Annotated in this window: 12 protein-coding genes and 1 pseudogene; 4 read left to right on the forward strand and 9 right to left on the reverse strand. The window is 65.9% G+C overall.

Annotated features, from left to right (window positions below; translation table 11 throughout):
- Window positions 1-9: 9 nt before the first annotated feature.
- The 5 genes from accB to XCSCFBP4642_RS0104040 form a co-directional block, all read right to left on the reverse strand.
- Complete coding sequence (gene accB / locus XCSCFBP4642_RS0104015) at window positions 10-501, reverse strand: acetyl-CoA carboxylase biotin carboxyl carrier protein (protein ID WP_029218649.1); 492 nt, start codon at window positions 499-501, stop codon at window positions 10-12.
- Window positions 502-598: 97 nt separating this feature from the next.
- Window positions 599-1,045, reverse strand: coding sequence for a type II 3-dehydroquinate dehydratase (aroQ, locus tag XCSCFBP4642_RS0104020; protein WP_029218650.1), 447 nt, complete (start codon window positions 1,043-1,045; stop codon window positions 599-601).
- A 574-nt stretch (window positions 1,046-1,619) separates the two neighbouring features.
- Complete coding sequence (locus XCSCFBP4642_RS0104030; protein ID WP_029218651.1) at window positions 1,620-3,935, reverse strand: protein-disulfide reductase DsbD family protein; 2,316 nt, start codon at window positions 3,933-3,935, stop codon at window positions 1,620-1,622.
- 16 nt (window positions 3,936-3,951) lie between these two features.
- Window positions 3,952-4,275: a divalent-cation tolerance protein CutA gene (cutA, locus tag XCSCFBP4642_RS0104035; protein ID WP_029218652.1), complete on the reverse strand. Its 324-nt coding sequence runs from the start codon at window positions 4,273-4,275 to the stop codon at window positions 3,952-3,954.
- A 245-nt stretch (window positions 4,276-4,520) separates the two neighbouring features.
- Entirely contained in the window at window positions 4,521-6,299 is a 1,779-nt protein-coding gene (locus XCSCFBP4642_RS0104040) for an endonuclease (protein WP_029218653.1), read from the reverse strand.
- 453 nt (window positions 6,300-6,752) lie between these two features.
- On the opposite strand from XCSCFBP4642_RS0104040, the gene XCSCFBP4642_RS0104045 reads away from it, so the two are divergent.
- Both XCSCFBP4642_RS0104045 and groL read left to right on the forward strand, forming a co-directional pair.
- Complete coding sequence (locus XCSCFBP4642_RS0104045; protein ID WP_003483210.1) at window positions 6,753-7,040, forward strand: co-chaperone GroES; 288 nt, start codon at window positions 6,753-6,755, stop codon at window positions 7,038-7,040.
- Between the two features lie 135 nt (window positions 7,041-7,175).
- On the forward strand, window positions 7,176-8,816 hold the full coding sequence (groL, locus tag XCSCFBP4642_RS0104050) for a chaperonin GroEL (protein ID WP_029218654.1): 1,641 nt from the start codon (window positions 7,176-7,178) through the stop codon (window positions 8,814-8,816).
- Between the two features lie 117 nt (window positions 8,817-8,933).
- Here the strand turns inward: groL and xopX (XCSCFBP4642_RS0104055) are convergent, their stop codons facing one another.
- From xopX (XCSCFBP4642_RS0104055) to xopX (XCSCFBP4642_RS0104065), 3 genes and pseudogenes are all read right to left on the reverse strand, one after another.
- Window positions 8,934-11,063, reverse strand: coding sequence for a XopX family type III secretion system effector (gene xopX / locus XCSCFBP4642_RS0104055; protein ID WP_029218655.1), 2,130 nt, complete (start codon window positions 11,061-11,063; stop codon window positions 8,934-8,936).
- Window positions 11,064-11,233: 170 nt separating this feature from the next.
- Window positions 11,234-11,853, reverse strand: a pseudogene (locus XCSCFBP4642_RS29880) (XopX family type III secretion system effector); the annotation flags it as partial.
- A 175-nt stretch (window positions 11,854-12,028) separates the two neighbouring features.
- Complete coding sequence (gene xopX, locus XCSCFBP4642_RS0104065) at window positions 12,029-14,080, reverse strand: XopX family type III secretion system effector (RefSeq protein WP_029218657.1); 2,052 nt, start codon at window positions 14,078-14,080, stop codon at window positions 12,029-12,031.
- A gap of 501 nt (window positions 14,081-14,581) precedes the next feature.
- On the opposite strand from xopX (XCSCFBP4642_RS0104065), the gene XCSCFBP4642_RS0104070 reads away from it, so the two are divergent.
- Window positions 14,582-17,395, forward strand: a complete 2,814-nt coding sequence (locus tag XCSCFBP4642_RS0104070) for a TonB-dependent receptor plug domain-containing protein (RefSeq protein WP_029218658.1) — start codon at window positions 14,582-14,584, stop codon at window positions 17,393-17,395.
- A gap of 60 nt (window positions 17,396-17,455) precedes the next feature.
- On the opposite strand, the gene yjjJ is transcribed toward XCSCFBP4642_RS0104070, so the two are convergent.
- Window positions 17,456-18,832 carry a type II toxin-antitoxin system HipA family toxin YjjJ gene (gene yjjJ / locus XCSCFBP4642_RS0104075; RefSeq protein WP_084624397.1) on the reverse strand — a complete coding sequence of 459 codons (1,377 nt, stop codon included), beginning with the start codon at window positions 18,830-18,832 and terminating at the stop codon, window positions 17,456-17,458.
- A gap of 622 nt (window positions 18,833-19,454) precedes the next feature.
- Here yjjJ and XCSCFBP4642_RS0104080 point away from each other — a divergent pair.
- On the forward strand, window positions 19,455-20,528 hold the full coding sequence (locus XCSCFBP4642_RS0104080) for a 3-deoxy-7-phosphoheptulonate synthase (protein WP_029218660.1): 1,074 nt from the start codon (window positions 19,455-19,457) through the stop codon (window positions 20,526-20,528).
- The last annotated feature ends 329 nt before the right edge of the window (window positions 20,529-20,857 follow it).

Genomic DNA, 20,857 nt, shown 5'->3' on the forward strand with positions numbered 1-20,857 from the left:
CCCGGCGCTTCAGCCAATCACAAACAACGGCTGATCGAATTCCACCGGCTGGCCGGTTTCGCCGAGGATGGCGACGATGGTGCCGGAGACGTCGGCTTCGATCGGGTTGAACATCTTCATCGCCTCGATGATCGCCAGGGTGTCGCCGGCCTTGACCGCCTGGCCCACGCTGACGAAGGCCGGCTTGTCCGGGGACGGGGAGGTGTAGAAGGTGCCGACCATGGGGGCGCGCAGCACGTGGCCTTCCGGCAGCGCGGCGGCGTGCTTTGCGCCACCGGTGGAGGCCTCGGTGGGCGAATGCATCGGCATGCTGGCCGCCGCCGGTGCCTGCGCCTGCACGGCCGGCGCAGGCGCGTACTGCTGCACCGGTGCGCTCAGTACTTGGGTGCCCTTGGGCACGCGGGCCAGGCGCACGCTTTCTTCGCCTTCCTTGATCTCGATTTCGGCGAGATTGGATTCTTCGAGCAGGTCGATCAGTTTCTTGATTTTGCGGAGATCCATGAGGGCCTCTTGAGGTGAATCGGTGGAGAGTGCCGGCGGGTGCCGGCGGAATGGGGTCGGCCCGTCGGCGCGATGGGCGGCGTCGGGATGGCAGGGGTCATGCGTCGCGCTCCAGGCGCGCGATCACCGCTTCCAGTGCCAGCCGGTAGCTGTCGGCACCGAAGCCGCAGATCACCCCGTCGGCCTTGTCGCTGAGATAGCTGCGGTGGCGGAACGGCTCGCGCGCATGCGGATTGGACAGGTGGATCTCCACGAACGGCAGGCCCACGCCCAGCAGTGCATCGCGCAGCGCCACCGAGGTATGGGTAAAGGCAGCCGGGTTGATCAGGATGTAGGCGGTGCCGTCCTCGCGGGCGGCGTGGATGCGCTCCACCAGCATGTGTTCGGCATTGGACTGCAGGCAGCTCAGCGCATGCCCGGCCGCCTGCGCGCGGTCCACCAGGGCGGCGTCGATCTGCGCCAGCGTGGTACGTCCGTAGACCTCCGGCTCGCGGGTGCCGAGCAGGTTGAGGTTGGGGCCATGCAGCAGCAGCAGGTGGGCCATGACATCCAGCGGAGCGGAAAGGCCGGAAGTCTGCGCGATGCTGGCGATGCTGTCCAGATAGCAGAAGTTATAGCTGTTTTAAACGTTTGATTGAATCCTTGCGGTGGTTGCCGGCGGCGTCAGGCGCGGCGGGCATTGCGACATGACTGGTCGGGTTTGACGGGCCTGACGGCCGCGCCGGGTTGCGGCCGCCGATCGGGGCGTGTGTTCAGCAGTACCGCGTCGTTGCACGCCGATGCATGCATCCGGCGACTGAATGATATCGATGTGCCGTCAGTGGATGGTCCACTGCTGCGTGTCGGCGCGCTGTGCGCGCGGCGGCAGTTCGGGTGTCGCCCGGTGATGGCGTGCATCGCCGTCCATGCCGGAGTGCAGATGCGTCGACTACGCCTGCACGCTGCAGGCCGGAGGTGCCAGCAGGGCGGAGGCAACACGGATCACAGTCGGCTGTCAGCCAACGCACGGGCGCGCCGGCATTCAGGCGCCCACCCTCCAGCGCAGATCACGCATAACATCCCGCACTACTGCGCAGGCGCTGCGGCGCGCCGGATGCGCGGCTACTTCACCCGCTGCGTCAGCGCGCCGCGCGCAGCAGCGCATCCTCGGTGATCGCGCCGGTCAGCACGGTGGGCAGGATCGCCGGCGGGGCGCCGGGGCCATAGACCACGTACAGCGGCACGCCCACGGCCTGGTGCTGGTCCAGGAAGGTGCTGATGGCCGGGTCGACATTGGTCCAGTCGCCTTTCATGTACACCGCATCCACGCGGCGCAGGGCGTCGCGGAATTCGGCGCTGCCCAGCACGTTCTTTTCGTTGGCCTTGCAGGTCACGCACCAGTCGGCGGTCATGTTGACGAACACCACGCGGTTGTCCGCGCGCAGGCGGTCCAGCAACTGCGGCGAGAACGCCACCACGCCTTCGCTGGCGGCGGTGGCGGCCGGCAGGCGCAGGCGGGTGACGCCGACCACCGGCACGATGGCCAGCAGCAGCATCACCGCGGCCAGACGCATGCCGGGGCGATGGCTGCTCCAGCGGCTGCGCTCGAAGCACCACAGGCCCAGCGCCAGCAAGGTGGCGCCCACCAGCATCAGCGCCACTGCGTCCACGCCGCGCTGCTTGCCCAGCACCCACAGCAGCCAGATCGCGGTGAGGTACATCGGGAACGCCAGCACCTGCTTGAGCGTTTCCATCCACGCGCCGGGCGTGGGCAGGCGGCAGGCCAGCGAGGGGATGAAGCCGATCAGCAGGAATGGCAGCGCCAGGCCCAGGCCCAGCGCCAGGAACACCAGCATCGCCAGCAGTGCCGGCGCGGTGAACGCATACGCCAGTGCGGTGCCCATGAACGGGGCGATGCAGGGGCTGGCGACCACGCAGGCCAGCACGCCGGTGAAGAAATCGCCCAGCGGGCCGTTGCGCGCGGCCAGCGACTGGCCGATGCCGCCCAGGTTGCTGCCCAGGGTGAACACGCCCGACAGGCTCAGGCCGACCGCAAACATCAGGTAGGCCAGCGCGGCCACGAACCACGGCTGCTGCAGCTGGAAACCCCAGCCGGCCGCCTGACCGGCCGCGCGCAGCGCGATCACCAGCCCGCCGATGGCAGCGAAGGACACCAGCACGCCCAGCGAATACCAGATGGCATGGCTGCGCGCGTGGCTGCGGCTCTCGCCGCTGTGCGCCAGGCCCAGCACCTTCAGCGACAGGATCGGCAGCACGCAGGGCATCAGGTTCAGCACCAGCCCGCCCAACAGCGCCAGCGCCAGCATCGCCAACAGGCCCTTGTCGGTATGCGGCGGCTGGGTGCGCTGCGGGTTGTCGGCCGAGGCGTCGACAGTCGCACGCCTCGCGCCCTGCGCGGCTTGGGGCGGGGCCGGTTCGGCGGGCGTCTGCCCGGCGGCCAGCGGCGAAATCATCAGCGGCGCGGCCTGCGCCTGGTTCTGCGGCGACACCGTGCCGGCGGGCAGGTCCAGCGCCACGCGGCGGGTCATCGGTGGATAGCAGATGCCATCGGTCTGGCAGCCCTGGAAGGTGGCCACCAGGGTCACCCGAGCCGGGTCGGCGCGCTCGCGCAGCAGCGGCAGGGTGACTTCGGCCTGGTCGAAATACACCACCACATCGCCGAAGTGCTCGTCGCGGTGGGTCTTGCCCTGCGGCCAGCGCGGCAGGCCGGTACGCACGCCGCTGCTGCCTTCCAGTGCCAGCGAGGTGCGGTCGCGGTAGAGGTAGTAGCCCGGCGCCGGGGTGAAGCGCAGCAGCAGGCTGTTGCCGTCGCCGACGATGGCTTCGAAAGTGAACGCCTGCTCGGCCGGCAGCGGCAGCGCCTCCATGCCGGCCGCCTGGCCGGTGGCGCCGAACAGCCGTGGGCCGGAGGCGTTGCGCGGCACCAGTGCGCCCAGGTTCTCGCGCGGCGGGGCGGCATTGGCGGCCGGTGCGCCGGGCAGGGTGACGCGGATCTCGCGGCGCTGCGGCGGGTAGCACACGCCGGCGTCGGCGCAGCCCTGGTACTGCACCTGCAGCACCGCGGTCTGCAGCGACGGCTCGGCCTTGCCGGCCAGGGTGGCCTGCAGCAGTTTGCGGTAGGTCTGCACCTGGCCGAAGAACGCGTCGTGCTTGCTCTCGCCTTCCGGCAGGGTCAGTTCGCCGGCGGCAAAGCCCTGGCCGGATTTGACGCCGATGCGGTGGCGATAAAGGTAATAGCCCGGCGCGATCTTCCATTGCAGCGCAATGCTGTCGCGGCTGTCGGCCTGCGCACTCAGCGCGAAGGCCTGGTCCACCGGCAGCAGGTCGGCTTCGCTGACCGCCTGCGCGGCGGGCGCCACCAGCGCCAGCGAGGCGGCGAACAGGGGGGCGGCCAACAGCATGCGGCGGGCGATCCAGCGGGACAGGGACTTCATGGAGGTTGAGGATTCCTTAGCGGGTTTCGGCCCGGACCCAATCGAGATAGGCCGGCAGCCCGGCGCTGGCGTGGACCGCTACCGCCTCCGGCAGTTCATACGGATGCAGCGCCTGCAGCCGCGCGATGGCGTCCGGCAGGCGGTCTTCCCAGGTCTTGATCAGCAACTGCACTTCGCTGCTGCGCTCGATCGCCCCGTTCCAGCGATACAGCGACTGCACGCCAGGCAGCTGGGTGACGCAGGCGGCAAGGCGTTCGTCCAGCAAGGCATGGGCGATGCGCTCGGCGCTGTCGGCATCCGGGCAGGTGCTGAGCAACAAATGGAGGGAAGAGGCAGTCATCGGACCCGGCAGTGTAATCCCCTGCCTGCGGGGGATCGACCGGGGGTTCCGGAACGCGGCATCCAGTTCGCCCCCGGCTGGCGTGCCAGTGGGGGGCGAAGGATCAGCACGGATCAAGGGGATCCCCCTGCGGTGGTTGACTCCGGTGCCCGCACTGGTGGCGTAGCAGCACCGTGGTCATCGCAAGAACGGCTCCGCACACACAGCGCACCGGCCCGACGCATCCGGCGCCGGGCCGGTATCGCTCAGTTGGCCAGCTGGCAACTGGCCGGCTTGGCCGAATTGAACAGGCCGGCGGTGGCCCATTCGGGGTGATCCACGAACGGGTTGCGGTTGCCCTGGAAGCTGAAGATCACCTGGTTGCGCGCCCGCTCGGCATCGTCCGGCGGGTCGGCCTGGTGCCAGGCCAGCAGCGTGGACAGCAGGCCCATGTAGGCGGGCGAGGACGCGGTCTGCACGATCCGGCTGCGGTCGTCGGTGAGCTCCAGGTCCGGCTCGGACTGGCCGGTGGCCGCATCAAGGCCGCCTTCGTAGCGGATCGCCATGTACATCACCGCGCGCGCCATATCGCCCTTGCGCCGGCCCCACACCTCGAAGGTGCCGCCGTTGCCGTCCGGCGTGCGGACCCAGTTGGAATTGCCCGGATAGCGCCCGCTGCCGCCGCCGCTGCCGTCGTTGACCTCGGTCACCCGCTCGCCGCAGCTGCTGGTGCAGGTGGCGTAGGGCTTGTTGCCACGGTCGGCGTTGAAGGTGGTGTTGGTCAGGTACAGCATGTGGGTGTCGGTGTAGGGCGCATACGGCAGGCCGCGGTCGCCGGTGGCGCTGCCGAAGCCCAGCGAGTTGGGCCAGGTGTGCTCGCGGTTGTAGGTGAGCCCGCTGCCGGTGCCGGCCCGGTCGCTGACCTTGGCGTAGCTGCGGTTGCGGTAGGCGTCCAGGATGCGGCCGCTGTTGTTGGGGTCTTCGTCGGCCATCTCCAGGATGGTCCAGGTACTGGTGCCGGTGCCGCTGTACGGGTACACCGTGTGGCCGCGGATGGTGGCGTTGAGCGAGCAGCGCAGCTGGCTGGGGCTGGTGGTGTTCACCCGCGCGTAGTAGCCGGTGCCGCCGCCGCTGGCGGTCGCCACGGTGAAGGCGATGGATTGATTGGCCGCCGGGCTCAGCCCGCTGGCATCGCGGATGGCGCTGGCGGTGATCGCCAGGGTGCAACGCTCACTACCGACCAAGGCGGTATTGGTGGACAGGGTGAAGCGGGTGCCGCTGGTTGGATGGCTGAGCGCCACCGTGCCGGAGCTGGCGCAGCTGAGCGCAAAGGCGCCGCTGCTCAGCGTCACCGCCTCGCTGAAACCCACGCTCAGGTCGCCGGCGGCGGGAAAGCCGGTCGCGCCCTGGCTAGGCGTGGTGCTGGTGATGCTGGGGGCACCGGTGGTTCCGCCACCGCCGCTGCCGTTGAAGCTCTGGCCGCGGTTGCACGCGCCGAAGGTCTGCGCCGCCGAGCCGGCCCAGCTGAAGTTGGCCGCGCTGCTGCCGGTACCGGTGAGCTGCAGGGAGCTGCCGACCGCACTGCTGTTGCTCTCGCTGACCGGCAGGTTCTGGCTGGTGACCCCGGCCGCGGCGCCGCCGCTGCCGCTGCCGGTGATGGCGCCTTCGTAGCTGAGGAACTGCACCAGCTGGCCGTTGGGGTCGACCAGCGCCACACCGTCGTTGGGGCCGTTCTGTACGCCGTTGCTGGCGTAGCTCACCGTGGCGATGCGTACCTGGCTGCCGCAGCTGACCAGGTTGCCGGCCGGTACCGCGGTGGTGGCGTAGACCGTGGCCGCACCCGGGGTACTGCCGTTGTAGAGCTGGATGCGGTAGCCGCTCAGCGATTCGCCGGCAGTGGCCACCACTTCCACGCCTTCGCCGGTGTCGCCGGAGGCGCCCGCGTCGTCGTAATGCAGTTCGTTGATGAACACCGCGGCGTGGGCGGTGGGGACGGCCAGGGCTACGGCGCAGGCCAGCGGAAGACGACGGAACGGCAATCTCATCGACAGCTCCTTGTGATCGGGGAATGCGTTCGCGACTGTAGAGCCTGTGCATGACAGCCGATGGAACCTGGTTCCACTTCAGGGCAATGGTCATTCGGGAGGGTAGGGTGCCGTGGCGTGGCGCGATCCCGGCGCAGCGCGCCTAGCCGCTGCAATCCCCGGCGCCGGCTGCGCTGCAGGCGAGCGCCCGCGCGTGGCTGTGCCCAGAACGTCGCGGCGCATGCCCCCGGCCCGATCCTTCACGCCTTGCCTGGCTGCACGGTGGCCCCCGCGTGTCGAGCGGATGAAAATTTTTTGCGCCCGGCCCTTGAAACCCGCCCGCCCAGCACAATCTCTGGCCGGCACCCGCTCTGTCGGGTTTTTTCCGCGCGCTGTGCTGGCAGTCGTCATATACGAGTGCTAACATCGCCGATAATTTCCAGGCCAATCAATTACTTAAGAGGGTCTTTCTCTATGAGCATCAAGCCGCTTCACGACCGCGTTGTAGTCAAGCCGATCGAAGCCGACGAAGTTTCCGCCGGCGGCATCGTGATCCCGGACTCCGCCAAGGAAAAGTCCACCAAGGGTGAAGTCGTCGCCATCGGCGCCGGCAAGCCGCTGGACAACGGCAGCCTGCGCGCGCCGGTGGTCAAGGTGGGCGACAAGGTCATCTACGGCCAGTACGCCGGCAGCAGCTACAAGTCCGAAGGCGTCGAGTACAAGGTGCTGCGCGAAGACGACATCCTGGCCGTCATCGGCTAAAGCCGTTGACGGCGGGATTCGGGAGTCGAGATTCGGGATTGGTCAGTGCGCGTCGCGCAGCTGATCCCGCATCTCCCCCGGAACCCGCTCTAGCCAATCCCCAATCCCCAATCTCAAATCCCGGAGTTTCAGACAATGGCTGCTAAAGACATTCGTTTCGGTGAAGACGCACGTACCCGCATGGTTCGTGGCGTCAACGTGCTTGCCAATGCCGTCAAGGCCACCCTGGGCCCGAAGGGCCGCAACGTCGTGCTCGAAAAGAGCTTCGGCGCGCCGACCATCACCAAGGACGGCGTCTCCGTCGCCAAGGAAATCGAACTGGCTGACAAGTTCGAGAACATGGGCGCGCAGATGGTCAAGGAAGTCGCTTCCAAGACCAACGACAACGCCGGCGACGGCACCACCACCGCCACCGTGCTCGCGCAGGCCCTGATCCGCGAAGGCGCCAAGGCCGTGGCCGCCGGCATGAACCCGATGGACCTCAAGCGCGGTATCGACCAGGCCGTCAAGGCCGCCGTCGTCGAGCTGAAGAACATCTCCAAGCCCACCACCGACGACAAGGCGATTGCCCAGGTCGGCACCATCTCGGCCAACTCGGACGAGTCGATCGGCAACATCATTGCCGAAGCGATGCAGAAGGTCGGCAAGGAAGGCGTGATCACCGTTGAAGAAGGCTCGGGCCTGGAAAACGAGCTGGACGTGGTCGAGGGCATGCAGTTCGATCGCGGCTACCTCTCCCCGTACTTCATCAACAACCAGCAGAGCCAGTCGGCCGATCTGGACGACCCGTTCATCCTGCTGCACGACAAGAAGATCTCCAACGTGCGTGACCTGCTGCCCGTGCTGGAAGGCGTGGCCAAGGCCGGCAAGCCGCTGCTGATCGTCGCCGAAGAAGTCGAAGGCGAAGCGCTGGCGACCCTGGTGGTCAACACCATCCGCGGCATCGTCAAGGTCGTGGCCGTCAAGGCACCGGGCTTCGGCGACCGTCGCAAGGCGATGCTGGAAGACATGGCCGTGCTGACCGGCGGTACCGTGATCTCCGAGGAAGTGGGCCTGGCGCTTGAGAAGGCGACCATCAAGGACCTGGGCCGCGCCAAGAAGGTGCAGGTCTCCAAGGAAAACACCACCATCATCGACGGCGCCGGCGACACCGCGGCGATCGAATCGCGCGTGGGCCAGATCAAGACCCAGATCGAAGACACCTCGTCCGATTACGACCGTGAGAAGCTGCAGGAGCGCGTGGCCAAGCTGGCCGGTGGCGTTGCAGTGATCAAGGTCGGCGCCTCGACCGAAATCGAAATGAAGGAAAAGAAGGCACGCGTCGAAGACGCCCTGCACGCCACCCGTGCAGCCGTCGAAGAAGGCGTGGTCCCGGGCGGCGGCGTGGCCCTGGTGCGTGCGCTGGTGGCCGTGGGCGAGCTCAAGGGCGCCAACGAAGACCAGACCCACGGCATCCAGATCGCCCTGCGCGCCATGGAAGCCCCGCTGCGCGAGATCGTGGCCAATGCCGGCGAAGAGCCGTCCGTGATCCTGAACAAGGTCAAGGAAGGCAGCGGCAACTACGGCTACAACGCCGCCAATGGCGAGTTCGGCGACATGGTCGAATTCGGCATCCTGGACCCGACCAAGGTGACCCGTTCGGCACTGCAGAACGCCGCCTCGATCGCCGGCCTGATGATCACCACCGAAGCCATGGTGGCCGATGCGCCGAAGAAGGACGAGCCGGCGATGCCGGCCGGCGGCGGCATGGGCGGCATGGGCGGCATGGATTTCTGATCCACGCCACTTAGGCTGTTGCGTTAAAAAAACCCCGCCGAACGGCGGGGTTTTTTATGCGCGTCACTCACGCTTGCGCATGCACATGGCAGTTGCCGATGACCGGCGCTCGTCCCGTCAGGACGAAGGCGCTGTGCTGGTTGCGGCCTGATCCGGCGACCGATGCGCGTGCGCAGGCGAGCGTTGCTCAGGCGATGCACTGGCTGCGGCCAACGCAGCGCCGTCGTTCGTCTCCTCGATATCGGCGATGTCGTCGATCTCGGTGATCGTGACGCTGCTGCTGGGCCTGGCCTGCGCCTGCGCACCGGCGTCCTCGATCACCTGCAGGGCGATTTCGCCGACCCGCTGCGCGTACTCCTGTGCCTGGTCCGGCGACAGGCTCTGCACATATCTGGCCGTGTCTTCCACGTTCTGGATGAGCTCCTCGGGCGAGGAGGGCATGCGGGTTGCGAGCGTGGTGCCGTCGGGCCCTTTGAACACCCGCATGACCTGCGCCCCGCCCCAGTTCATCGCCAGCTCTGCGCCACGCGCCATCGGGCCCGGCATGGTCATCGACATCAGCGACATGATCGCGCCGGCGTAGTAGGGCGATGCCGACGAGGCTTCGATCAGGCTCTTGTCTGCGAAGGTCTTGGACAGTTTCTCCACGCCCAGTGCCAGCGCCATGACCAAGCTGCCGGAGCACATGGCCTTGAAGCGTTCCATGGCGTCCTGACGGGTCGCATGTGCGTTGACCGCCGACTGCATCATCACCGCGGTAACAACGATCGTGTCGGCGACCAGGTCGACTGTACCGATGCGATCGGGCTGGATCAGGTAGACCGTCAGCCCGGTCACGCCGGCCCCCAGCAACGCCAATGCCAGCTTGGGTGCGATGTCGTGGTTGGTCACCTGGCGCGGGATGGCGGCTGGCAGGCCCTGGTCCCGGTTCTGGTCCACTTGTAGCGCAGCGCTCAGTCGCTTGCTGCATCGGTCCAGCGTCTCCAGCAGCTGCGTGCACTGGGCATTGAGCGTGCGGGTGAGCTCGCGCCCCTGGCTTGGGTCGGTGAAGTCGCGACGTGCCTGTTGAAACGCTTCTCGGCCGTTCTCCAGAGCGGCGCAGATCTCGTTGAGTTGCGCGCGCAGTTGCGTGCTGATCTGGCCGGGCGTCAGGCGTGCACGCAACCGCTGCGCCTGGCTCTGAAAACCGGCGCTTTCTGCAATGCCGGCGCCCAGATGCGACACCTTGCGTTGCAGTCGATTGCCGAGCACGTTAAGGCTGTTCCAGAGGAAGGGCGTGAGCACCATCGCCGCACACGCTGTCGATGCGGCCGCGGCAAATCCCGGGTTGTTTTCCACTGCTTCGGCCTGGTGCCGCATGGACGGGTTGCCGAATTTCTTGGGCAGTTCGGTGGTGAGAAACAATCCGTTGAGCAAAATGGCGTAGAAGTGCATTTCGTTGGCGTCGCGCCCCAGCTGCCCGCCCATCAGCGGGAACGGAAGCCCGTCGGCGGTGGGGCGCAGCGCAGAGGCCGAGAGCGTCATCACGCCCTTGGATGCCCCGGCGATGGAATAGGCGAAGGTCTTGACCTGGTTGCCCAGCAACGGACTGGGGACCACCAGCGGCCAGAGATTGACCAGGTTGGCGAGCGACTTCAGCGCCCGTCCGGCCGCAGGTGTGCCGTGCTCCAGCGGCTGCAGCGCGTCTTCCACGGCCTTGATGTCGCCGAGCAATTGCTGACGGAAGCGTGCTTCCAGACCGGTTGCCGCTTCGATGACATCGCGCAGCTGGGTGATCTGCTGGCGGCACGCGGCCAGACTGTGCGGCGCGTGCTGTTCCGGGTCGGTGTGACGCACCATCTGCAGGAATGCAGGATCGTCCGCATGGATCTGCAGCATGGTGCGCAGATCCGCCAGCGACCAGAGATCGGACGCCCCCTTCGATACCGCAGCGTAAGCCTGCTGAACGCCGCTTGCCAATGCAGCGTTTGCGCGGGCGGCAAGCGAGGGGGCGGTGGACGGGCCGGCGGCGCGTTCGGGTGAATGGGCTGGCGGTTCGGCGTCGTGCGAGGGCACCGGCGAAGCGCCGTGCTCGGAGTCGGCGGTGGACGCGCGCGAACTGTTGCGGGGAGTGAGCGCCGACAGGCTGGGGTGCATCGGCGTTTGCGCCGGCGATGTGGCGTCGGTGACGGGAGCGTTGTCGGTATGGATGTCGTGCAATGGCGCCAGAGAAGAGGGGCCTGCGGTTTGCTGTTTCTTGATCTCCATGGTGGGTTTCCTTGATGGGAGGGAGCGGCCAGCGGGTACTGGCTGGCGCACATGCATCATTCGAGAACAAACGTGCCCGGCCGATGTAGCGCTGTGCGAAGTGCTGCACTGCAGGAAGAATTGACGAAGCAACACGATGGCAACTTGTGATCGCGTGACGCCTCGCCACCTGTGCCGTGCTCCAGTGGCTGCAGCGCGTCTTCCACGGCCTTGATGTCGCCGAGCAATTGCTGACGGAAGCGTGCTTCAAGATCGGGTGCCGCTTCGATGGCATCGCGCAGCTGCGTGATCTGCTGGCGGCGCGCGGCCGGACTGTGCGGCGCGTGCTGTTCCGGGTCGGTGTGACGCACCATCTGCAGTAATGCAGGATCGTCTGCATGGATCTGCAGCATGGTGCGCAGGTCTGCCAGCGACCAGAGATTGGAAGCGGCGTTTCTGAGCGTCCCGGAGAGTTGCAGCGCCCCCTCGGTCAAGCCGGCGGTTGCTTTGCGAAACACGGAACTGTGTCCATCCACCGTAGGCGGCCTAGACTGCAGCATGGTGTCCTGGGGCGGTGCTGCATCTGTGCCAACGCTGGCGGTGTCTGCGTCGGTGATCTCGGTGTCGGAGCTTCCGGCCGGCGACGAGGGCCTGCGTGTGCGCTGGCTGAGCCCGCTCAATCTCGGATCGAGTTGGGGTTGGGGGGGCGCACCCTCATGTGTCGGCTGCGATGTCGCCGGTGCGGTTTCCTGGGGAGTTGCGTATGCGGCTGGATGGCTGCCTCCGCTTGATTCGTTTGCTTGATGTGCATGGGATATTCCTTGGCGTGATGGGAGACGGCAGGATTTGGGCACTAGCAGAGTCATCGGAACGGCGCATTCGTTGGGCAGCGGTTGAGTCCTGTGGCGACGGAGGTGGATGTCATGGCATCGCGGGCCGTGGACGTCGCTGGACTCGCTGCGAATGCACCGTTGGCGCAGCGGCGCTTAATAATCTGAGCGCGGCCTGTCAGCGCCCCCCGGCGCACGCTCGGACGCAGCGGGTTGGCTGTCATCGATCTCGGTAAGGGTGACGCTGCTGCTGGGGCGGGCTTGCGCCGCTTCGCCGACTTCCTGGATGGCTTGCAGGATCGAATCTCCCACGTTCTCCGCGTACTCCTCTAGCTGCTGTTCATCTCTCAGGCTCAGCAGATACCCCAACGTGCGGTGCGATATTTGCTGCAGTTCTTCCGCAGAGGAGGGAACACGGGTTTCCAGCGGTGCGCCATCCGGTCCGGTGAACCTGCGGCCAAGCTGGCGTCCGCCCCAGTTCATCGCCAGCTCCGCACCGCGTGCGATTGGGCCTGGCATCGTCACCGCCATCAGTGACATGATGACCCCGGCATAAAACTGAGCGTTCGGCGAGGATTCGATCAAGCTTTTGTCGGTGAGCACCTTGGACAACTTCTCTGCGCCCAGCGCAAGGGCGATGACCATGCTGCCGCCACACATTGCCTTGAAGCGGTCCATTGCGTCTTGCCGCGTGGCCTGTTTATTCCATGTCGACTGCGCCATCACCGCTGTGACGATGCAGGTGTCGCTGAGCAGATTGATCGTGCCCAACCGATCCGGTTGGATAAAGTAGACGGTCGAGCCGGTCACCGCAGTTGCCAGTATCATCAATGCCACCTTGGAGGACACATCCTGGTTGGGCATTTGGCGCGGAAGACTTGGCGTCTGTTCGCTATCTAGATGCAATACGCTTGCGAGCCGTTTGCTGCACCTGTCCAGCGTTTCCAACAGATGCGTGCATTGCGCATTTACCGTCCTGGTGAGTTCGCGCCCTCCATCCTGATTGATAAAGTCGCGGCGCGCCTGCTGAAACGCCTCGCAGGAGGCGTCCAGCTGTTCGCGGATTAGCTGCAACTGCGAGCGGACCTCTTCGTTAATGCGGGCAGGCGTCAGGCGGGCGCGCAGTTGCTGCGCCTGGTTGTTCAGACCCGTTGCCTGCGCTGCGGCGGCGCCCAGGTGTGTCGTTTTATCCAGCAGTCTGTTGCCGAGCTTACTGAGGCTGTTCCAAAGGAATGGGGTCAGCATCATGGCCGTGAAGCTCACCGAAACGCCCGCGGCGTAGCCGATGTTTTTGCTGACTGCCTCGGCGTTTCTGCGCATACCCGGATCGCCGAATTTCTTTGGAAGTTCGGTAGTGAGGAACAAGGTGTTGATCAGCGCATTGTAGAGATGCATTTCGTTCGCGTCGCGGCCTAGCTGACCCCCGGCGAGCGGAAAGGGCAAGCCGTCAGCAGTGGGGCGTAACGCCGAGGCCGACATACTAAGTACCCCCTTGGTGGCGGTGGACATAGTGAAGGCGAAGGTTTTGGCCTGATTGCCCATCAGCGGGCTGGGAATCACGATCGGCCAGAAATTGATGAGGTTGCCAATCGATTTCAGTACTCGTGAGGCGACCGGTGCGGTGTGATCGAACGGCTGCAGGGCGTCCAGTACCTGCTTAACGTCGCCCAGCAGCTGATTGCGTTGACGCGCTCCGAGTCCGTCTGCTGTCTCGATGATCCGGCCTAGCTCCTGTATCTGCTCGCGGCAGGAGGCCAACGTATGCGGCGTCACGTGTTCCGGATCGGCGCCCCGTAGGATTGCCAGAAACGCAGGATCGTCCGCATGGATCTGCAGCATGGTGCGCAGATCCGCCAGCGACCAGAGATCGGACGCCCCCTTCGATACCGCAGCGTAAGCCTGCTGAACGCCGCTTGCCAATGCAGCGTTTGCGCGGGCGGCAAGCGAGGGGGCGGTGGACGGGCCGGCGGCGCGTTCGGGTGAATGGGCTGGCGGTTCGGCGTCGTGCGAGGGCACCGGCGAAGCGCCGTGCTCGGAGTCGGCGGTGGACGCGCGCGAACTGTTGCGGGGAGTGAGCGCCGACAGGCTGGGGTGCATCGGCGTTTGCGCCGGCGATGTGGCGTCGGTGACGGGAGCGTTGTCGGTATGGATGTCGTGCAATGGCGCCAGAGAAGAGGGGCCTGCGGTTTGCTGTTTCTTGATCTCCATGGTGGGTTTCCTTGATGGGGGGGAGCGGCCAGCGCGTACTGGCTGGCGCGCATGCATCATTCGAACAAGCCTGCCCTGCCGGCATAACGCGATGCGAACTACTGCGTTGCAGGAAGAACCAACCAGGCAGGACGATGGCAACTTGTGATCGCATGACCTGTGGCCAGCTGCGCAGGGTCGAGTGCGCTGGGAGCGCAGAAATCGCGGTGGGGGCAGCCCCACCCTTCCGGATAGTCAATCGCCGTCACACTCCGTGACCACCTGTTGACACCGATGTCATCACAGCCTTAGCGTCGCTGGGCAGGCGTTTGCGCCGAGCGGTCGGGTGGCCATCGGACAAGGGGCAGCGATGCATGCATCGCTGGCAGGCGTCGTTGCAGTGCACTGCCACGCCGGCCGCGTCCGGCTTCTCCCGGGGATCTTATGAACTGCCGCAGTCATCGCCTTGCCTTGTCGATTTCCGTGTCCCTTGCCATGACCGCCGCGTTCGCGCCGCCGCTCATGGCCCAGCAAACCGAACCGGACGCAGCGCGTGCCACGTCTACCCTGGATGCGGTCAGCGTGACCGGCTCGCGCATCAAACGCGCACAGGTCGAAGGCGCGCAACCGGTGGTCACCATCTCCGCGCAGCAGATCCAGCAGGAAGGCTTCGCCACCGTCTACGACGTGCTCAACAGCATGAATCAGCAGGGCTCGGTGGAAGCCGACACGCAGTGGGGCTCGCACACGCCCAACGCTTCGCCGATCAACCTGCGCGACCTGGGGCCGGGCCGCACGCTGCTACTGGTCAACAGCCGCCGCGTGGCCGATTACCCGCTGCCTTATGGCGGCGAGAGCAATTTCTCCAATTACAGCAATATTCCTGCCGCCGCGGTGGAGCGCATCGACATTCTCACTGGCGGCGCCTCGGCGATCTACGGCTCGGACGCGGTGGCCGGCGTGATCAACGTGATCCTCAAGCGCGACTACCAGGGCGACCAGCTACGCCTGCGCGGCGGCACCGCCACCGAAGGTGGCCGCGACAGTTTCGACGTGTCCTGGGCCGGCGGGCGCACTGGCGAGAACTGGAGCCTGACCTATGCGTTGCAGGCCACCCGGCGCGATCCGTTGAGCGGGCGCGATCGCCCGCAGATGGACGATTCGGACGACATGTCCTATTCCAACTGGACCGGGCAGAACCGCCGCTACGGCTTCAATCCGTTCACCGGCCTGAGCCTGGTCGACGTCAACACCAACGAACGCCTGGCACCGCCCGCCGGCAGCTGCGCACGCTTCGGCGGCGAGTTCATCGACGGCCAGCGCCTGAGCTACAACCAGAACACCGGGGTGGTCACCAACGCCGGCGATTACTGCGGCGTGGCCCGCGATTACGGCGACTGGGGCCTGGTCACCGGCAGCGAGGATTATTCGGCGTATCTCTACGGTACCTGGAAGTTCGGCGAGGCCACCGAGGCCTGGGCCACGCTGTCGGCCAACCGCAGCATCGGCCGCTGGACCTACGACCCGCCGTACGTGTATCTGGGCCCGTTCCAGGACGCCGACACCGGCCGCTCGCTGTATGCGATCCGCCAGCTCACCCGCCGCGAAGCCGGTGGCTGGGACCGGCTGGCCAACTACAACAAGGAGCAGTCCTGGGATCTGGGCGCCGGCCTGCGCGGGATGTGGGCCGACCGCTTCGACTGGGAACTGAGCGTGGGCCGTTCGCGCTACACCGTGGACGAATACATCCGCACCGTGGATACCGCGCGCGCCACCGATTACTTTCTCGGCAGCCCGCTCGGTACCGGTGCCGATGGCAATCCGATCTACGCGGTCAACGAGGCGCGCTGGTACACGCCGTTGTCCGGTAACGAGTACGACGACCTGGTGGCCAAGTCGCATAACGCGGCCTATTCGTGGGTGAACCAGGTCGCTTTCAGCCTCAGTGGCGACGTGGTGCAGGGCTGGGCCGGGCCGATCCGCTTCGCCACCGTGGCCGAAGTCGCCAAGCAGGGCTATCAGCTCTCGCCCGACCCGTGCGCCAACGAGTGCTACCCGGTGGATGTGGTCGACAGTGGGGGTGGCGAGCGCCTGCGTAGTTCGGCCGGTCTGGAATTCCAGATCCCGCTGCTGTCCACGCTCAGCGCCAATATCGCCGGCCGCTACGACCGCTACAGCAACTATCGCTCGTCTGCGGCCATCCAGACCGAAGTGGGGCAACAGAGCGACACCACCTGGAGCGCGGGCCTGGAGTGGCGGCCGGTAGAGAGCCTGCTGGTGCGCAGCACCCTGGCCACCAGCTTCCGTGCACCGGACATGCATTACGTGCTGGGCGAACCCAGTTCCACCAACCAGACCGTGATCGACCAGTACCGCTGCATCACCTCCGGCGCGTACCAGACCGGCGGCTGCAACGACGAGAACAGCAACATCTTCTACACCGTGGACGTGAACCGGCGCGGCACTCCGGACCTGCGCTCGGAAACCGGCCGCTCGTTCACCGGCGGGGTGGTGTGGGACATCGTGCAGGGGCTGTCGCTGAGCGTGGACTACTACCGCATCCAGCTGGAGGAAATGATCAAGGACCTGGACCGCGACGAGATCCTGTCGGCCGAAGCCGGCTGCCGCACCGGCACCACCATCAGCGGCGGCGCCTGGAACAATCCCGGCGGCGCCGGCTACTGCGACACCATCACCTCGCGCGTCACGCGCAATGCCGACGGCACCATCGCCAGCATCGAACGCGGCCCGATCAACCTGGCGCAGATGGAAACCTCCGGCATCGATGCGTCGTTGAATTACCGGCTGAGCACGGCCGGCTGGGGCAACTTCCAGCTGTCGCTGGACTACAACAATCTGATTGCCTACCGCGAACAGATCTACCGCACCGACAGCGACGAGAACCGTCGCGACGAACGCGTGCGCAGCCGCGTGCGTGGCAGCGTGCACTGGGACAACGGCGGCGCCTGGGACTGGACCGTGTATTTCCGCCGGATCGGTTCCATGCGCGCGGTCAACTGGGGCACCTGCGCCCGCTTCGACGACGGCTATCAGCCCAGCGCCTCCGACGAGTGCCTGGTCACCGACACCGGCAGCGTGAATCTGGGCCAGACCAGCAAGCGCTACTTCGGCCGAGTGGGCCCGGCGATCTACTGGAACCTCAGCACCGGCTACCGGATCACCGACCACGCCAAGGTCAATGTCTACGTCAACAACGTCTTCAACGAAGTGGGCTACGAGAACAAGGAGCGCTTCTACGGCTACGGCTTCTACAACACCACCTTGTTCAACCCGATCGGCCGCGAAGTGGCGGCAGAGTATGTGTTCACGTTCTGAGTGAGGGTCATTGCTCGGCCACACGCCACGGCGCCGTTGCCGTGGCGTGTGGCAAGGCGATCAGGCAAGACGCGATGCAGTGCGGCGCACGCTTGCCAACGCGCGCGTGGCGATGTCGCGCATCTGATCGCTCAAGGTGTCGTCGTCGATGGACCGCTGCCAGAACTGTCCGGCCATCTCCGCGGCGCGTCGCCATTGTGCAAATTGACCGACCGTGGGTAGTGGACTCTCGATGTCCCTGGGCACGATTTCGCCACTGGATGCCGGCCGCAGCGCCATCGGTAACATGTCGTACACCGGTGCGAGCCGCAGCGGCAATGTGTCGGCAAGAATCAGTGCTGCGTTACCGAGATGCATGTCGGTATTGCCGATGAGCGTGCCGAACCAGCTGATTACCTCAAGACGCTCGGCATCTTCCGCGCTCAGCCAACCATCGCGTTTGAGCAGCGGCGCAAGCGCGCGCCATGTGCCGACCTCCGACTGACCATAGAACGCGGCAAAGATCGCCATCAACGAAACAAAGCCGTGGCGGCCCAGCGTCGAGGTGCGATCAAAGCGCGTGGATTCGAGAAAGACGCGCTCACCGGCCTCCAGCCGCTGCGTCGTTGCGGCTGCGATGCCACCGGCAAGTAGCACCTGGTTGGCCAGGTGCTCCATCTGCAGCAGGTCCGCCCAGCGCCGCCCGGCCGGCTGATCGATCCGGTCGGAGAACTTCACAATGACCGGACGATACATGCCATGTTCGCGCAGTACGGCAGTGAACTTCGGTTGCTCGCCTGCAGCGGACGAGCCGACGTCCTCGCCGCGCAGTGCGGCATCGGCGTGCTTGAGATAGGCCTGCGGGCGCGCTTGGATGTCGATGCACTCGGGCTGGTCGATCGACGACAGCGCGCGAGCCAGCGCATGCTCGCCAACGAGCAGGTCGCCGAGCTGGTCGTGACCATCGGACAGCAGCGCGACGAGTGTGTCACTGGGCGACCACAGCATGAGATTTTCAGGCAGCCGCAACGGCCCGGAGACGCGACGTGCCAGATTGCGCCCGAGAAATCCCTGCGGGCGTTGGTCATCCAGAAACCAGGGCAGCGACTCGAACACGCCCAGCTGCATCGGCGGATGCAGGAGCACCGGGTTTTCCTGCAGCAGCTCCACGAAGAAGTGGTCGTGATGGAGTGCATGCAGCTGGCCCAGCGCCACAACGCGGGCATGGCTGTCGATGCGGTAGAGCGGCCATGCGCGCGCGCCCCGCACCTCGCCCGCGGCGGCATAGCTGGTGGCGCGGGCGCTGCCGTAGCGCCGCACCGCAGTTCCTGCGGCGGCAACCAGACGAGAAAGGGTTGCCTTGCTCACGCCCAATCGCCCGGCAAGATCGGCGCCGCGCAACGGGCCGTTGACGCGCAGCGTGGTGAGCAGGCGTTCTACTGCGTCGAGCTGGCGCATACGAATCACACGTGAAACGATTAATGAAACGATACAGTAGGATTAATCATCAATCAAATTACTGAATTTAAAAGAAAATATCGCCTGCAGGGTCGAATCAAGCATAAAGAATGAGACGATACTTTCGATGCGCCTGAGCTGAAGGGGGGGGCGGAGTGCAACACACAGCTCGCAGAGGCTGCGGCGACGCCTCCACGCCAGCGCCTTGATCGCACCGCGCCGGACACGCGCAGCAACCTTCCGTCATCCTGCCCCCGCACGTAAGGCCATCGGCATGGCAGCAGCGCTCGGTTTGCGTCACGTTGCCCTGCTCAGCCGTCGATGCGACATCTCCGGCTCCTGCCTCAGCGACCATTGATTGCTTCGATGCACATGGTCCGTTGCCGATGAAACAGTGGCATCGCGCAAAAACGCGTGGTATCAATGCACCTCATGAACGCACCCCGCAGCCAGTTTTATTTTTGGTACTACGGCTTTCCGATGCCGCTGGCGGAGGAAGGAGTGCGTTCACCCTGAAGGAAACTTCAGCAGCATTCCCGAAAAGCCGCCAGCGCACACTGGCGGCTTTTTTGTTGCCGCTCTGCCTGGCTTCCCCGATGCACTGCCGACCCGAGACAACGTGATGCCGCCTGTGACCGATGACCTGCGTATCCGCAAGATCGAAGCCCTTGCCCCTCCCTCGCAGCTGCTGTCGCTGCTGCCCTGCGACGAACGCGCCTCCGAGACCGTGACCCAATCGCGGGCCGCGCTGCATGAGATCCTGCACGGCCGCGACGACCGCCTGGCCGTGGTGATCGGGCCCTGCTCGATCCACGACCCGGTGGCCGCAATGGACTACGCGCAACGTCTGCGCCCGTTGCGCGACCAGTTCGGCGATGCGCTGGAGATCGTGATGCGGGTGTACTTTGAAAAGCCGCGCACCACCATCGGCTGGAAGGGCCTGATCAACGATCCGCACCTGGACGGCAGCTTCCAGATCAACAAGGGCCTGCGCGTGGCGCGTGGATTGCTGCGCGACATCAACAACCTGGGCCTGCCGGCCGGTGTCGAGTTTCTCGACATCATCTCGCCGCAGTACATCGCCGACCTGGTGGCCTGGGGCGCGATCGGCGCGCGCACTACAGAGAGCCAGGTGCACCGCGAAATGGCCTCGGGGCTGTCGTGCCCGGTGGGCTTCAAGAATGGCACCGGCGGCGACGTCAAGATTGCGGTGGACGCGGTGGGTGCGGCCTCGCATCCGCACCATTTCCTGGCCGTGACCAAGGACGGCCACACCGCGGTGGCGGCCACTGCCGGCAACCCGGATTGTCACGTGATCCTGCGCGGCGGCAAGGTGCCCAATTTCGATGCGGCCAGTGTGGAGGCGGCCAGCCAGGTGTTGAACAAATCCGGCCTGCCAGCGCGTCTGATGATCGATGCCAGCCACGCCAACAGCAGCAAGAATCCCGAGAACCAGCCCAAGGTGGTCCAGGACATCGCAGCGCAGCTGGAAGGCGGCGAAACGCGCATTGTCGGCGTCATGGTCGAAAGCCATCTGGTCGGCGGCCGCCAGGAACTGGTTCCCGGGTGCGAGCTGACTTACGGCCAGAGCATTACCGACGGCTGCATCGACTGGGACACCTCGGTGCAGGTACTGCAACGGCTGGCGACGGCGGTTCGCACGCGTCGCGCACGCCGCATCGGTGAGGCTGCGTGAGGCAAGGTCCCGAGTGAGTCGACGATGCGGGACGCGCCGATGAGGACATGCACGGGCTGAGCAGGTGGGTGGCCGCCCCCGCCTGCTGCATCCAATGCGGGTGGCTGGTCGCAGGTTGAGGCCGGCATCTTGCTGGACGCTTCAAGCTGCGGATTTCGTTGTGCGAGTCGCGGCTTACAGATTCCTGTGCGCGCGATGATGGCCGGACGCGGCAACCGGGCCCAGAGGCGATCTCGCAGGCTTGGCCCGTGTCCTTATCCGGCACCATCTTCTGCGGGCAACCGCGCAGCACTCGATCAGCTCGACACGCGATGCAGCGGGCATGGATG

This window comes from Xanthomonas cassavae CFBP 4642 (assembly GCF_000454545.1).
Lineage (GTDB): Bacteria > Pseudomonadota > Gammaproteobacteria > Xanthomonadales > Xanthomonadaceae > Xanthomonas > Xanthomonas cassavae.